This window comes from Yoonia maritima (genome assembly GCF_043641945.1).
Classification (GTDB): Bacteria; Pseudomonadota; Alphaproteobacteria; order Rhodobacterales; family Rhodobacteraceae; genus Yoonia; species Yoonia maritima_B.
Window position 1 is genome coordinate 426,477 of the sequence record NZ_JBHZRX010000002.1, and the last position, 14,482, is coordinate 440,958.

Genomic DNA, 14,482 nt, shown 5'->3' on the forward strand with positions numbered 1-14,482 from the left:
GCTGCCTTTGGCATGCGCGATGACGCACATCACTTTTTTGGGAATACTTGTCCGGGGCAGCTGATAAATAGATGGTCTGTGATGACAAGGTAACGCCCCCTTCAGCAAACCCATTGACCCAGCTCACCTTTTTCAGCTTGGCCCTCAGAGCAATTGCTGGTTAGCTTTGTGACTACAGCTAAGGAGCCCGTTATGTTTGCAAAAGAAAAGATGTCCTATAACGCGGTTCCGGTTCCCGACAGATTGACGTTAACGGACGACGAAGCGCAGAGAAAAGCTGCTGAATTTCGCGAGTTTATGGCCAAGCGCCACTCGATCCGCGACTTTTCGGACCGCCCAGTACCCCGCGACATCATCGAAAACTGTATCATGACGGCCGGCAGCGCCCCTTCTGGTGCAAACCATCAGCCGTGGTTCTTTGCGGCCGTATCTGACCCCGCGCTTAAGGCGCGCATCAGGGCCGAGGCAGAGGAAGAAGAACGTAAATTCTATGACGGTGGCGGCAGCGACGAATGGATCAAGGCGTTAGAGCCTATTGGCACGAACCCGGACAAACCCCACCTGACCACCGCACCTTGGCACATCGTGATATTTGCCCAGCGATGGGGAGAGTTCGACGATGGCACACGATACAAAAACTACTACGTGCCTGAAAGTGTCGGCATCGCGACAGGTTTCCTGATCGCCGCGCTGCATAACGCGGGACTGTCGTGCCTGACGCATACACCAAACCCGATGAAATTCCTGAACGCGGCATTAAATCGACCAGATTCAGAAAAGCCGGTGATGATCCTCACCGTGGGCCACGCCGCCGAAACAGCGACGGTGCCGGAGGTAGCGAAGTATAAAAAGCCGCTCGAAAAAATCGCACGGTTTTACTGACCCCAAGCAGCCGCCCCCCTATCAGGCACGAAGTGAAAGCATCACAGCCCAGTAGGCAGTGGCGCACAATCACTTGCATCAAGTGTCAGCACAGGATCATTGGGGCCGCATTCTTCGTCAGAAACCGGATAATGACCGGGTTCCGCACAAGCTGCTAAACCAAACATCGCGATGATACCCACAGTCCAAGTTACAATCTTCATACTGTCCTCACTTTCGTTTGCTTATCGGATCACACGCGATGATCCGCTAAGCTCACGCTATGTGAAGCATGGTCTGGATGATTTGATTTTGCTCAATTGATGGCAGTCGAAATGTCGCTTTTAATCCGCTCTCGCTCCATTCAAGAAGGTCGTCTTCTAGAGTTCCCAAAGAGATTTGGTGAAAATATCAATCAGCGGGCAAACCGAAATCTAACCCGTCTTGCTCAATAAGCACATCGTCATGAAAAACACCTAATTCAGTCCCGTAGCCAACAATAGAGATTCCGCTACCGGCATGTATGAACGGTCGCAATTCATCGGGTATGCCACAGACGCGGCCTGCGATCAAAGCACCACCAACAATTTCCACACCTCGCTGGCATCCTTTTGTACTCGGCCAAGGATCTCGCACCACCAAGTTCAAAACCCGCCCTTGGGTCCCCCCTAGAAGGGCGTGACCCATTGGGTAAACGACAGCAACGCCCGAATAAACCGCCATCGTTCCAAATAGGACGTAGCCGGCTGCCATCCAGTAGCCAAATCTTGCACCTTTATAGTTAACTTGCCTGGACAGAACCCACATGATCAATGCGAAAAACAATCCAAAAACACAACTTGTAGCAACTATGATCTGCTCATTTTCAGCTAGCCAAGTTGGCGCAACAACAAACTTTATCAGCCCGCTAGAAACCACTAAGGCGAGCAGCAAGCACGCACATAGACTCAGCCCGAATACGCCAAGCGCCTTGACCACCTTACGAGATCACTCCAATCACTGATCCAAGAAGCTCCGCAGCTTCCGGCTCCGGCTTGGGTGCTTCAGTTTCCGCAGCGCTTTCGCTTCGATCTGACGGATACGTTCGCGTGTCACGCTGAACTGTTGGCCGACTTCTTCGAGCGTGTGGTCGGTGTTCATACCGATACCAAAGCGCATGCGCAGGACGCGTTCTTCGCGTGGTGTGAGTGACGCCAGCACCCGTGTCGTGGTTTCCTTCAGGTTTTCCTGAATGGCGGAATCCAGCGGCAGGATCGCGTTCTTGTCTTCGATGAAATCGCCAAGCTGTGAATCTTCCTCGTCGCCGATTGGCGTTTCGAGTGAGATCGGCTCTTTCGCGATCTTCATGACCTTGCGGACTTTTTCCAAAGGCATCTGCAGCTTTTCTGCCAATTCCTCTGGTGTTGGTTCGCGGCCAATTTCGTGCAGCATCTGACGACCAGTCCGAACCAGCTTGTTGATCGTTTCGATCATATGCACTGGAATACGGATGGTACGCGCCTGATCCGCGATAGAACGCGTGATCGCCTGACGGATCCACCATGTGGCGTAGGTCGAGAATTTATAACCACGGCGGTATTCGAATTTATCGACCGCCTTCATCAGGCCGATGTTACCTTCTTGGATCAAATCAAGGAACTGCAGGCCACGGTTTGTGTATTTCTTAGCGATGGAAATAACGAGGCGCAGGTTGGCTTCGACCATTTCTTTCTTGGCCTGACGCGCCTCTTTTTCACCCTTTTGAACTTGCTGTACGATGCGGCGGAATTCGGTGATATCGACACCGACATACTGACCGACTTGGGCCATATCGCCGCGCAGTTCTTCGATCTTGTCTGTCGATTTCTCGATCATCATCTGCCAGCCGCGGCCCGCCTTTTCGCTCATCTCTTCGAGCCAGTTCGGATCAAGTTCACGACCACGGTAGGCGTCAATGAATTCGCGGCGGTTAATCCGCGCTTGGTCAGCCAGCTTTACCATAGCGCTATCGATCGACATGATACGGCGGTTGATGCCGTACAATTGGTCAATCAGCGCTTCGATACGGTTGTTGTGCAGGTGAAGCGAGTTCACCATGAGCACGATTTCAGACCGTAGCTTTTGATATTTCTTTTCTTGTTTCTCAGTGAATGATGAATCTTCATTCAGGGTCGCTGACATACGTGCGTCTTGCATGTCTGAAAGCTCTGCAAAGTCATGCGCGATGACTTCCAGCGTTTCCAGAACGCGAGGTTTTAGCGCAGCCTCCATCGCAGCAAGCGACATGTTTGCCTGATCGTCTTCATCGTCGTCATCGTCTTTGGCGATCGGGTTGCCATCGGCATCAAGCTCTTGCGCTTTTTCAGCCTTTTCACCTGTGTCAGCGACAGGGGCCGCAACAACGGTTTCTTCCTCATCGCCCATTTGGTTGCCAAATGTGGTCTCAAGGTCGATGACATCGCGTAGCAAAATGTCTTCAGACAAAAGTTCGTCGCGCCAGATCGTGATCGCTTGGAAAGTCAGCGGGCTTTCGCAAAGCCCGAGGATCATCGTGTTGCGGCCAGCTTCGATCCGCTTTGCGATGGCGATCTCGCCTTCACGGCTTAGCAGTTCGACACTGCCCATCTCGCGCAGGTACATGCGAACCGGGTCATCGGTACGATCCAGCTTTTCAGCTTCGGCACCACCAATAACAACGTCACGCGAACCAGCAACGGTCGCAACTTCGGTGCTACCTTGGTTTTCTTCGGTCTCTTCGGATTCTTCTTCTTCGGTGACTTGGATGCCCATTTCCGACAGCATCGACATCACATCTTCGATCTGGTCCGACGATACCTGCTCTGGTGGCAGGACCGCGTTCAACTGATCGTAAGTGATGTAGCCCCGTTCGCGCGCATCAGCGATCATTTTCTTGACCGCGGCTTGGCTCATATCAAGGCTGATATCACCGTCTTGGTCGGCGTTCTTACGATCGTCGTTGTCTTTCGCAGCCATCAAGGGGCCCTTTCAAAGTCATCGTTTCCGAGCCGAAGTGATTCGGCCGATTCGGTTAGCGTCGAATCAACCCTGCATCGCGATGATTCGCAAGCAGGTCGCGCCTTGTTTTCAAAGTATGTTGCCAATCATGAATCTGACGTGTCTTGCCCTTTGGCATAACCGATCTGTTCAAGCAGCTGATCCAAGGCGCTTAGTTCCTCTTTTTTCAGCCGGGCACCGTTCTTGTGAACAGCGTATTCTGCCTTATCATCATTGTCCCCCCGCCCTGCACGTTCCAGCGCCGCTGACGCTTGTGCCAACCGCCAAGTCAGCCCTTCATCCGCAACACCCGACAGGTCCTCAACCGCATCTTCGATCTCGCGCGCATGACCCAACCGTGCATTTAGCTTTGCAAACTCCTCTGCCAAACACATTCGCGCGATTTCATTATCCCCGGCGCGCCGAATGGCTGGGCTAATAGCGACATGGCTGTGGGTCATCAGATTTTCAAGTACCACCGGCCCTAATGCATCAACAATGACGCTACGCAAATCATCCGCGCCCAAGTTCCGCAGCAGGCAGGCATGCACATCATCGTGTGTATGATCACGGCAGTGCAGCTGCTCTAACGCCCCTTCGAATTCCATCGCCACGGCTGGATTTGCGATCAGCGTCGCAAGGATAACAGCCTCGCGCAGGTATTCCTCTTTCGCGGCACCCGTTCCAAGTGCAGAATTTTTGCTTGTTGCAACGGGACTGATGTCGCGCTTCCAAGCGGCCTGATTGCCCGGTGCCCATTTGCGCTGTGGCGCCTTCGTACCACCACGGGCAGGCTTGCGCTTGCTGAACAGCTCCCAGCGCATTTCCTTAATCGCCTCACCGTAGTGTTCGCGGATCGAGGGATCAGCAATCAGTTTAATCTTTTCACGAAGCGCCTTATCCAACGCAGCCTTACGTTCAGGGCTGTCGTAGACTTTGCCTTCGGTTTCGCGCTGCCACAACAGTTGAACCATAGGTATCGCCTGATCGAGCAGTTTTTGCATCGCCCCTGCCCCTTGGGACTTGATCAAGTCATCGGGATCCATCCCATCGGGCATTAACGCAAAGCGCAGTGATTGACCGGCTTCCAGCAGCGGTAGCGCGATATCGATCACCCGCATCGCGGCACGTATCCCTGCCGTATCACCATCCAGCGCAATGATCGGCTCTGGTGCAATGCGCCACAGCATCTGCAGTTGGCTTTCTGTAATCGCCGTGCCGAGCGGCGCAACAGTCGCCTCAAACCCAGCCTCGGACAGAGCGATAACATCCATGTAGCCTTCAGCGACAATCAGCGGCTTGCCTTTTCCTGCCGCCTCACGCGCAGGTCCGTGATTATAAAGGCTACGGCCCTTGTCGAACAAAGGCGTCTCGGGCGAATTTAAATACTTCGCGCGCGCATTCGGGTCCATCGCCCGTCCGCCAAGACCAATGGCACGACCACGCGCATCCCGAATTGGAAAGATGATACGCCCGCGGAACCGATCATAGGGCGCGCCACCACGATCACTCTCGGCCGCTAGCCCGGCATCAATCACCAACTTCTGATCGACACCTTTTCCCTTAAGATGCGCCAGCACCCCGCCATTGCTAGGCGCAAATCCGATATTCCACCGCGCTTGCGCCTCTACGCTCAGCCCTCTGCGCTCAAGGTAGTCGCGCGCCTCAGCGGCGGCACCCGTTTGTAGTTGTAGTCGGTGATACTGAACCGCCTGCTCCATCACATCTGCTAAAACGGTACGATGATCGGCCTTTTGCTGCGCTTGCGGATCGCGTTCGGGCATCGGCATCCCGGCCTCACCGGCAAGAATACGTACTGCCTCCATGAAATCGACATTCTCAGTCTCGCGCACAAAAGAAATCGCGTCACCCTTCGCGTGACAGCCAAAACAATAGTAAAAGCCCTTGCGATCATCGACGTGAAAGCTCGCGGATTTTTCTTGGTGAAACGGACACGGCGCCCATAGATCACCCTTGCCCTGATTGGACTTGCGGGTGTCCCACATAACCTTACGGCCAACGACCTGCCCCAAAGACAGTCGTGTACGCAATTCATCAAGGAAACCGGGCGGCAGACTCATAATCGCTTTATCGCCCAGTTCGGCACAAAGGCCAATCCGTTCTTCGCATAGTTCACCATCCAGACAGCGTAAAAAGCACGAATCTTCAAGCAAACAACGAATCACAATCCCATGATCCGATTGACCTTTCGATCAAAATCTCGGACGTCGAAGCGCCAGCATGGCGACTTTTTGCCTAGATTTCACGCCCCATACATTTCCAAAAGAGAAACAGTCACACAAAAACTGGCGTTTTGATTACGCGATTCCGCGGCATTCTGACAGCTCAGAAAACACCCGCCCTAATTTCGCCACGTAACCAAGGCACAAGGCATTAGGGGTTATGAACGCCAATCCATATGACGTATAAATGACTTGGTGCTTTGCCACGAGGATAGACCATGCCAATGATGAACAAACCGAAGACGCGCGCGTCCAACACACGATTTTCACCGACGAGCTTTCTAAAGCGCTTTGCGCAAGACGAAGACGGATCAGTGCTGGTCATGACCATTTTGTTGCTGATTACGATGCTCATCGTGGGTGGCATGGCTGTCGACTTCATGCGCTTCGAATCTAGAAGAGCCGAAATTCAGGGCGTATCAGACCGCGCCGTACTTGCGGCAGCCAGCCTGCGCCAAGACTTGGATTCAGAGGCGGTTGTCGTCGACTTCTTTGAAAAGGCGGGTTATGCTGACGCAATGGTTGGCCAGCCAATCATTAACAATACTGGCACATCGAAATCTGTCCAAGTAAACGCCGAAGTTGACGTAAATACTTTCTTTCTTCGCTTGGCCGGAATCGATGAACTTAACGCACCTGCGGCGTCTCGTGCGATTGAAGGTGTAGGCGAAATCGAAGTTTCGCTCGTTCTTGACATCTCTGGCTCGATGAACAACCGAGTTGTGAAGGGTTATGAATTCGTACGCGAGGGCGAAAGTGGCTGCCGGCGCGGACAATGGTATAGTGGCTACGGCAAAGGTTGCTGGAAAACTGTTTATGGTGAAAGAAAAATTGAGCTGCTGCGTACCGCGGCAACGAACTTCGTTAACAAAATTTTAGAAGCCAACGGCGACCCGGACGATGCAACTACACCATACCGGCCAATTGTATCAATTTCCTTGGTCAATTACTCGGCTGAAGTAAATATTGGTGATGAGCTCTTTGACGCGCTGAATGTAAATGTAGTTGCAAGCACAGACCCTGATGATGAGGGGCCGGCATTCACTAACCCCACACGGTGCGTTGAGTTCGTTTCCACTGAGTTCGCAACGACCGAATTCAACAGCGCTAGATCATACGATCAGGTGGAGTATGCAGACGTACGTTCAGGCGATAATACAGAGTCCCCGGTAAACACGACCTGCCCTTGGCGCAGCTATGAAGCCATCATTCCGCTTGCCGACGAAGCGAAAACGGTGACAGATGCAATCGCACAGCTACAACCGACGCAAACAACGTCGATCCATTTAGGCATGAAATGGGGCGTATCCCTGCTCGATCCGTCAATGCGTAATGTGTTGAACAACGTGAATAGCATTCATGACGACTTTCAGGGCACGCGGCCACTTGCCTATCCGGACGAAAGCGGCATCAAAACGCTCAAGTATGTGGTATTGATGACGGATGGTGAAAACGTTGCGACAAACCGTTTGAGACCTAGCGAATATGATGAATATGAAGAGCATGTTCAGTTCCAACAGTACGGATTGCAGTACTGGATCGACAAAATCGACAATTCTAGAAATTATAATAACTTCATCGAACAGCGATACTCAGCTAGTGATGCAGACAACTGGCTTCAGGACATTTGCGGCGCAGCCAAGGATAGCAAAATCGTCGTTTATTCCATTGCTATGGGTGCCACTGATCATGGTGAAGATGAAATGAGGGACTGTGCGTCAGAACCCAAGTCGCGCTACTATCATGAAACCGAAGGTGATGCGATTCAGGAGATCTTTGACCAGATTGCTGACCAAATCACAGACCTGCGATTGAACCTATGATGGAGCAAAGAACAAAATTTTGGATCCAGCGTTTTAGGCAAGACGAGAGCGGTGTTGTAACCCTTGAATTCGTCTTGATCTTTCCAATCATGTTCGCTTTCTTCTTGATGACCGTCGAGAATGGTATCATTTCGATCCGAAACGTTATGCTGGAGCGCGGAGTAGACATCGCAATTCGTGATGTGCGCATTGGCACGAAAATTGACCCCGATGCGTCTGAGCTGCGGAATGATATATGCAAATATGCTGGTATCATACCTGATTGTGGGAATCAGCTTCAGGTCGAAATGTACGTCAGGGACCCTCGTGCTTGGGTCCCGCTGCCTGCACAAGTAAATTGTCGGGACCGCAGTGTGGAAGCTAGAAACAACTTCAACTTTACACACGGCAAGGGCAATGAACTCGTTGTTATTATTGCCTGCGCGCGTATTGACCCAATTCTGCCAACGAGCCGAATTGGCAGAACCCGAGTGCCCAGCATTGGACAAGCAATCATTGACAATGGTGATGCGCGGTCAGCTGGTTCTTACGCACTGGTAGCAACTTCATCATATGTTGTAGAGCCTCGCGATGACGATTAAAGAATTCCTAAGTAACTTTCGAAACGATGAAACTGGGGTTGCCTCTGTTGAGTTGATCCTCGCTATTCCGTTGTTAGTATGGGCTTTATTGTCAACATACGTCTACTTTGACGCGTTTAAGCATGAATCTCTAAGCACCCGCGCAAATCTGACTATCGCAGATATGTTTAGTCGCGAAGGCGTTGTAGATGACGCATACTTCAACGGAACGTTTAAGCTTTTTGAGCGTTTAATCCCAAAGAATGAAGAGCCTAGCCTTCGTGTAACCAGTTATTATTTTGATCAAGGGGATCCTGATGTAGAAACTGATGACCAATATGTGCTTATTTGGTCAAAAGAGAGAGGTGACGACTACGTTCCTCACACTCAGCCTTCGCTGGACAATGTTTCACATAAGCTTCCGATAATGGCGCATGGTGATACTTCTATTTTGGTCGAAACCCACGTTCCGTATACAGCCCCCTTTACAATCGGTATCGGTCCATTTGTTCCAACAGACCTTGAAGGAATAGAGTTCGAAAATTTCACGCCAATTCGCGCACGATTTGAAGGCGAGGTCTGCTTTGATAACGGTGGTGGCAATGAGACATGTAAACCGGAATCCTAGCTAGCAGCGATACGCAGGGCGATTTGTTCTGCCATGAATTTGGCCTGACCTGCTGAGGTCACGCCTCCGACACCAACCCGGCGCCCAAAGCGCCACCAAAGCCCCGGTGCCCAAGCCCGGGGCTTTTTGGTTTTTAGTTTAAGCGTGAAACCGTTCGATGGTTTGAAGGCGAAGGCGCCGCGATCTACCGCAAGGATTTCATCCATACGCGCAAGGACGTTGCCATTTGAATCACGGATTTCTGTGTCTGTTAGCTCAATCACGCTCAGCGTTGCGCGTCGCATTTTTTCTGCTAGCCAAAGGGCCCCTGTCCCGAAACCGATCATAAAGACCATCCAAATCGCGGCAGGTGGCTGAACCAACGCCGTGTAAATCACCAACGCACCAAGTGCGAACAGCACACCAAATGCAAAGACGCGGCGTAACGCAGACGCCTGAACTACGGCGTAAACACCGGCTTCATCGGATTGGAACATGTTGGACCTCATATTAGTTGTCACCGACCTACCCTAGCTTCGGGTAATTGCATAGGCATTGGCTGACTTGCGCTTTTCATTGTGGGCTGCGTAAAGTGCCGCCAATGCGACTGATCCCAATTCTCATATTCGCCCTCGCGGCCTGTGCGGAGTTTCCCGCACTTGATGGCACCATCAGCGATGCCGCACGCGATGCCCCCTACCCTACGTTGTCACAGTTGCCCGACTTTGCACCGCATTCGACATCAACTGATACGCAGATGGCCGCAAGAGTTGCCGCCCTGCAGGCCCGTGCCGCGCGCCTAAGACTGATCGATATCGCTGCGTTGCAGTAGCCCGCCCTATTCGCTAGTACGGCGTTGAGAAAACGAACCACGGATGGACCCCGATATGACGACACCACTACGCCTTGGAATCGCGGGTCTTGGCACCGTGGGTGTTGGCATCGTGAAGATCATTCAACAGCACGCCGAACTTCTTGAAAAACGCGCGGGACGCCCCATCGTTATCAGCGCTGTCTCGGCGCGCGCTAAATACAAAGACCGTGGTGTTGATCTGTCAAACTACGCTTGGGAAGACGATCCAGTTGAACTCGCGAAACGTGATGATGTCGACGTATTCGTCGAAGTCATGGGCGGACACGAAGGCCCGGCCAAAGACGCAACCGCTGCCGCGATTATTGCAGGCAAGGACATCGTGACAGCAAACAAAGCATTGTTGGCGATCCACGGCCAAGCATTGGCCGAATCTGCCGAGGCCGCAGGTCGCGTCATCCGCTTTGAAGCGGCCGTCGCCGGTGGCATTCCCGTAGTGAAGTCCCTGACCGAAGGCTTGGCCGGCAACGAAATTTCGCGCGTCATGGGCGTTATGAACGGCAGCTGCAACTATATCCTAACCCGGATGGAAGACGCAGGGCTAAGCTATGAGGCGGTATTCGAAGAAGCCAATAACCTTGGCTATCTTGAGGCTGACCCAGAGCTCGATGTGGGTGGTATTGATGCAGGTCACAAGCTGGCGCTGCTTGCCTCAATCGCTTTTGGTACCAAAGTTGATTTTGACGCAGTTGAGCTAGAAGGCATTGGCGCGATCACCATCGACGACATCCATCAAGCCGCCGACATGGGTTATAAGATCAAGCTTCTGGGCGTTGCACAGATGACCGGTCGCGGGCTTGAACAGCGCATGTCGCCTTGCCTAGTCCCCGATACGTCCCCACTGGGTCAACTTGAAGGCGGCACCAATATGGTTGTCCTTGAAGGTGACGCCGTCAGCCAAATCGTCCTTCGTGGACCCGGGGCTGGCGAAGGGCCAACTGCAAGCGCGGTCATGGGCGACGTCATGGATATTGCGCGTGGCATCCGAATTTCGACATTTGGCCAGCCTGCTAACACTTTGCGCCAAGCGCGCGCTGCTCGCGCCGCTGTACCTGCACCTTATTACCTGCGCCTTCAGCTTTTGGATAAACCGGGTGCCTTGGCAAAGGTTGCTCATGCCTTGGGCGAGGCAGGCATTTCGATTGATCGGATGCGCCAGTACGGGCATCTTGATACCGCTGCGCCTGTGCTCATCGTGACGCACAAGACGACACGTACTGCATTGGAAGAGGCGCTTGCTGACTTTGACAAGACCGGCGTTGTCACGGGCACGCCAGTTGCAATTCGTATCGAAGAAGTCTGATACTACGCGATAATTTGCCAAAAATTCAGCGTTGGGATTGATCGCAAATCCTGATGACCGTGGGTTAGCGCAAACAGTATTGCAGCAAGAGGACGGACAAGGTTTAGGGGGACCACACATGAAAGGATCCCCTACCGTGACCAAAGCTGCCGACTTTAACGACCGCTCACTTTCACTGGGACTTGCCCGTGTTTCTGAAGCTGCGGCCATCGCTTGTACCCCGCTCATCGGGCGCGGCGACGAGAAAGCCGCCGACCAAGCCGCTGTTGATGCAATGCGCACGCAGCTCAACAAGCTAGACATCGCTGGCGTCGTCGTAATCGGCGAAGGTGAACGCGACGAAGCACCGATGCTTTACATCGGTGAAGAGGTGGGATCGGGCGACGGTCCGGGCGTGGATATTGCGCTCGACCCGCTTGAGGGCACCACGCTGACCGCAAAAGATATGCCAAACGCGCTTGCCGTCATTGCGATGGGGCCGCGCGGTTCAATGCTTCACGCGCCTGACGTCTATATGGACAAACTGGCGATTGGCCCGGGCTACCCTGAAGGTGTTGTCACGCTAGACATGTCGCCAAGCGAACGCGTTGCAGCTTTGGCCGTCGCCAAAGGATGCAGCACACGCGACATCACCGTCTGCGTTTTGGAACGCCCGCGCCACGAGGATATGATCGCCGAACTGCGCGGCACTGGTGCTGCCATCCGCCTGATTACAGATGGCGACGTTGCGGGTGTAATGCATTGCGCCGAACCTGACGTAACAGGCATCGACATGTACATGGGTGCGGGTGGCGCGCCCGAAGGCGTTTTGGCTGCCGCTGCGTTGAAATGCATGGGCGGACAAATCTTGGGCCGTCTTTTATTCCGGAATGATGATGAACGCGGCCGCGCGACCAAAGCGGGAATCACCGACTTTGACCGGGTTTACACACGTGATGATCTTGTCACCGGCGACGTTATTTTTTCGGCAACCGGGGTCACTGATGGATCGCTTGTGAGCGGTATTAAACGTGAAGTCGGCTATGTCACTGCCGAAACGATTATGATGCGCTCTAAAACAGGGTCGGTACGTCGCATGATTTACCGCAACCCGACCTCCTAATTGCGCCTCCGGCAGGAGTATTTGATACAAACTAAGGAATAGGGCGTGGCACCAGCTGCGCCCTTTCTATATTGTGCCGAACTATGACACAGACACAACATAAAGCGTTTCTTGATGTAGCCGAATCTGCGACAGGCAGACGCTGGGTCGGACCTAGCATCGAAGAAGACCGCCTGTCCGAAGCGATGGCGCAAACCACCGGGTTGCCCGCGCCGCTTTGCCGAACACTTGTTCGGCGCGGTGTGCCAGAAGATGGGACCGAAGCGTTCCTTTCGCCAACGCTGCGCGACTTGCTTCCTGATCCTCATGATATGCGCGATATGGAAAAGGCAGCGGCGCGGTTTCTAAAGGCCGTGAGCGCGCGCGAACGCATCGCGATCTTTGCCGATTATGATGTCGATGGCGGCACCTCTGCCGCGCTACTGATCAATTGGCTGCGTGATATGGGCCAAGAGGCTACACTATATGTCCCAGATCGGATCGACGAAGGCTATGGGCCAAATGACGAGGCAATGGCGTCGCTTGCTGCGGATCATAGCCTGATCGTCTGCGTCGATTGCGGGACACTGTCACACGGACCCATTGCAGCGGCTGTCGGGGCGGATGTGGTTGTTCTTGATCACCACCTTGGCGGCGAAACGCTGCCGGACGCGGTCGCGATTGTGAATCCGAACCGTCAGGATGAAAGCGGCGATCTGGGTCACCTTTGCGCTGCTGCTGTCGTGTTCTTGATGCTTGTCGAAGCGAACAGACAGTTGCGTGAGGCAGGCACAAAAGGCCCCGACCTCATGTCGATGCTTGACCTTGTTGCGCTTGCGACTGTGGCAGACGTCGCGCCATTAATCGGCGTGAACCGCGCCTTTGTGCGCCAAGGGCTGACCGTTATGGGGCGTCGCCAGCGTATCGGGCTAACCGCACTTGCGGATGTGGCCGGGCTAGATCAGGCGCCCACCAGTTATCATCTGGGCTTCCTCCTTGGACCGCGTGTAAACGCTGGCGGTCGTATCGGTCAGGCTGACCTTGGTGCACGTCTATTGGCGAGCAATGACCGTCACGAAGCCGACGCCATGGCGAGCAAACTAGATCAGCTTAATACCGAACGCCGCGAAGTCGAAACGCAGGTCCGTGATCTAGCCATCGAACAAGCAACCGAGCGCGGGTTGGATGGCCCGCTGGTATGGGCCGCTGGCGAAGGTTGGCACCCCGGCGTCGTCGGCATTGTCGCGTCACGCCTTAAGGAAGCAACGAACCGCCCCGCGATCGTCATCGGGTTAGATGGGGACGAAGGCAAAGGCTCTGGTCGGTCTGTTTCGGGAATTGATCTTGGGGCCGCCATTCAACGCACCGCCGCTGAAGGGCTGCTGATTAAGGGCGGCGGGCACAAGATGGCCGCAGGTCTTACCGTGGCGCGCGACCAGCTCGAACCGGCTATGGAACGGCTTAGCGCGCTATTGGCCAAACAAGGTGCCGCCGATATTGGCCCTGCCGATTTGCGCCTTGATGGGATCCTTATGCCAGGTGCAGCGACCGTGGAGCTTGTCGAACAAATCGAAAAGGCAGGCCCCTTTGGCGCAGGTGCCCCTGCTCCACGTTTTGCATTCCCTGATGTTCAGATTCTCTTTGCAAAACAAGTTGGTGCTAACCACCTAAAGGTCACTTTTGGCGACGGCCTAGGCGCGCGGATCGATTCCATTTGCTTTGGTGGTATGGATGGACCGCTCGGGCCGATGCTGATGGGCCACAATGGGGCCCGTTTTCATCTGGCAGGTCGCCTCGAAGTGAACACATGGCGGGGGCGGCAGTCGGTCCAACTGCGCCTTGAAGACGCCGCGCCAGCGCACTGAAATCTTTCCCCGGTAAATGTGAAATTAATTCAAAAAACCTCTTGCGCCCCCCCACGGGTTTTCTTAAAAGCGCGACACACCAAGTGCGGTCCCTTCGTCTATCGGTTAGGACGCCAGGTTTTCAACCTGGAAAGAGGGGTTCGATTCCCCTAGGGACTGCCATGGTGTAAATCACTAGATTAGTGAGACATATCAGATGCGGTCCCTTCGTCTATCGGTTAGGACGCCAGGTTTTCAACCTGGAAAGAGGGGTTCGATTCCCCTAGGGACTGCC

General features: G+C 53.7%; 13 protein-coding genes and 2 tRNA genes. 10 read left to right on the forward strand and 5 right to left on the reverse strand.

Features of this window, described 5'->3' with window-relative positions; genetic code table 11:
• The first annotated feature begins 192 nt into the window (after positions 1-192).
• On the forward strand, positions 193-882 hold the full coding sequence (locus tag ACHUEV_RS05740) for a nitroreductase family protein (RefSeq protein ID WP_394178107.1): 690 nt from the start codon (positions 193-195) through the stop codon (positions 880-882).
• A 41-nt stretch (positions 883-923) separates the two neighbouring features.
• On the opposite strand, the gene ACHUEV_RS05745 is transcribed toward ACHUEV_RS05740, so the two are convergent.
• From ACHUEV_RS05745 to dnaG, 4 genes are all read right to left on the reverse strand, one after another.
• The gene (locus tag ACHUEV_RS05745) at positions 924-1,085 is read right to left on the reverse strand and encodes a hypothetical protein (protein ID WP_394178108.1); all 162 of its coding nucleotides are present in this window, start codon (positions 1,083-1,085) and stop codon (positions 924-926) included.
• A gap of 187 nt (positions 1,086-1,272) precedes the next feature.
• Positions 1,273-1,839 (reverse strand): hypothetical protein, encoded by a 567-nt coding sequence (locus tag ACHUEV_RS05750; protein WP_394178109.1) that lies wholly within the window; start codon positions 1,837-1,839, stop codon positions 1,273-1,275.
• Between the two features lie 18 nt (positions 1,840-1,857).
• Positions 1,858-3,834: an RNA polymerase sigma factor RpoD gene (gene rpoD, locus ACHUEV_RS05755; protein ID WP_394178110.1), complete on the reverse strand. Its 1,977-nt coding sequence runs from the start codon at positions 3,832-3,834 to the stop codon at positions 1,858-1,860.
• A gap of 128 nt (positions 3,835-3,962) precedes the next feature.
• Positions 3,963-5,936 (reverse strand): DNA primase, encoded by a 1,974-nt coding sequence (gene dnaG / locus ACHUEV_RS05760; protein WP_394178277.1) that lies wholly within the window; start codon positions 5,934-5,936, stop codon positions 3,963-3,965.
• Between the two features lie 380 nt (positions 5,937-6,316).
• Between dnaG and ACHUEV_RS05765 the strand changes: the two genes are divergently transcribed.
• From ACHUEV_RS05765 to ACHUEV_RS05775, 3 genes are read left to right on the forward strand one after another with little or no spacing between them, the layout of a single operon-like run.
• Positions 6,317-7,921: a TadE/TadG family type IV pilus assembly protein gene (locus ACHUEV_RS05765; RefSeq protein ID WP_394178111.1), complete on the forward strand. Its 1,605-nt coding sequence runs from the start codon at positions 6,317-6,319 to the stop codon at positions 7,919-7,921.
• Complete coding sequence (locus tag ACHUEV_RS05770; protein ID WP_394178112.1) at positions 7,921-8,502, forward strand: TadE/TadG family type IV pilus assembly protein; 582 nt, start codon at positions 7,921-7,923, stop codon at positions 8,500-8,502. The genes ACHUEV_RS05765 and ACHUEV_RS05770 overlap by 1 nt, the downstream gene beginning before the upstream one ends.
• A complete protein-coding gene (locus ACHUEV_RS05775; protein ID WP_394178113.1) occupies positions 8,492-9,109 on the forward strand; it encodes a TadE/TadG family type IV pilus assembly protein in 618 nt (205 codons plus the stop codon). Before ACHUEV_RS05770 ends, ACHUEV_RS05775 begins: the two co-directional genes overlap by 11 nt.
• On the opposite strand, the gene ACHUEV_RS05780 is transcribed toward ACHUEV_RS05775, so the two are convergent.
• Positions 9,106-9,585, reverse strand: coding sequence for a hypothetical protein (locus ACHUEV_RS05780; protein ID WP_394178114.1), 480 nt, complete (start codon positions 9,583-9,585; stop codon positions 9,106-9,108). The genes ACHUEV_RS05775 and ACHUEV_RS05780 overlap by 4 nt on opposite strands.
• Before the next feature lie 104 nt (positions 9,586-9,689).
• Here ACHUEV_RS05780 and ACHUEV_RS05785 point away from each other — a divergent pair, with 104 nt between their 5' ends.
• From ACHUEV_RS05785 to ACHUEV_RS05810, 6 genes are all read left to right on the forward strand, one after another.
• Positions 9,690-9,920, forward strand: a complete 231-nt coding sequence (locus ACHUEV_RS05785) for a hypothetical protein (protein WP_394178115.1) — start codon at positions 9,690-9,692, stop codon at positions 9,918-9,920.
• 55 nt (positions 9,921-9,975) lie between these two features.
• Complete coding sequence (locus ACHUEV_RS05790; RefSeq protein ID WP_394178116.1) at positions 9,976-11,262, forward strand: homoserine dehydrogenase; 1,287 nt, start codon at positions 9,976-9,978, stop codon at positions 11,260-11,262.
• A 118-nt stretch (positions 11,263-11,380) separates the two neighbouring features.
• Positions 11,381-12,364: a class II fructose-bisphosphatase gene (gene glpX / locus ACHUEV_RS05795; RefSeq protein ID WP_394178117.1), complete on the forward strand. Its 984-nt coding sequence runs from the start codon at positions 11,381-11,383 to the stop codon at positions 12,362-12,364.
• 83 nt (positions 12,365-12,447) lie between these two features.
• The gene (recJ, locus tag ACHUEV_RS05800; RefSeq protein ID WP_394178118.1) at positions 12,448-14,208 is read left to right on the forward strand and encodes a single-stranded-DNA-specific exonuclease RecJ; all 1,761 of its coding nucleotides are present in this window, start codon (positions 12,448-12,450) and stop codon (positions 14,206-14,208) included.
• Between the two features lie 87 nt (positions 14,209-14,295).
• A tRNA-Glu gene (locus tag ACHUEV_RS05805) sits at positions 14,296-14,370 on the forward strand.
• 38 nt (positions 14,371-14,408) lie between these two features.
• A tRNA-Glu gene (locus ACHUEV_RS05810) sits at positions 14,409-14,480 on the forward strand.
• Positions 14,481-14,482: the final 2 nt, after the last annotated feature.

Coding starts and splice junctions, on each gene's coding strand:
- ACHUEV_RS05765 (WP_394178111.1), top strand. CDS start 6,317: ATGCCAATGATGAACAAACCGAAGACGCGCGCGTCCAACACACGATTT.
- ACHUEV_RS05745 (WP_394178108.1), bottom strand. CDS start 1,085: ATGAAGATTGTAACTTGGACTGTGGGTATCATCGCGATGTTTGGTTTA.
- ACHUEV_RS05770 (WP_394178112.1), top strand. CDS start 7,921: ATGGAGCAAAGAACAAAATTTTGGATCCAGCGTTTTAGGCAAGACGAG.
- rpoD (WP_394178110.1), bottom strand. CDS start 3,834: ATGGCTGCGAAAGACAACGACGATCGTAAGAACGCCGACCAAGACGGT.
- ACHUEV_RS05775 (WP_394178113.1), top strand. CDS start 8,492: ATGACGATTAAAGAATTCCTAAGTAACTTTCGAAACGATGAAACTGGG.
- ACHUEV_RS05790 (WP_394178116.1), top strand. CDS start 9,976: ATGACGACACCACTACGCCTTGGAATCGCGGGTCTTGGCACCGTGGGT.
- dnaG (WP_394178277.1), bottom strand. CDS start 5,936: ATGAGTCTGCCGCCCGGTTTCCTTGATGAATTGCGTACACGACTGTCT.
- recJ (WP_394178118.1), top strand. CDS start 12,448: ATGACACAGACACAACATAAAGCGTTTCTTGATGTAGCCGAATCTGCG.
- ACHUEV_RS05785 (WP_394178115.1), top strand. CDS start 9,690: ATGCGACTGATCCCAATTCTCATATTCGCCCTCGCGGCCTGTGCGGAG.
- ACHUEV_RS05740 (WP_394178107.1), top strand. CDS start 193: ATGTTTGCAAAAGAAAAGATGTCCTATAACGCGGTTCCGGTTCCCGAC.
- ACHUEV_RS05780 (WP_394178114.1), bottom strand. CDS start 9,585: ATGTTCCAATCCGATGAAGCCGGTGTTTACGCCGTAGTTCAGGCGTCT.
- glpX (WP_394178117.1), top strand. CDS start 11,381: ATGAAAGGATCCCCTACCGTGACCAAAGCTGCCGACTTTAACGACCGC.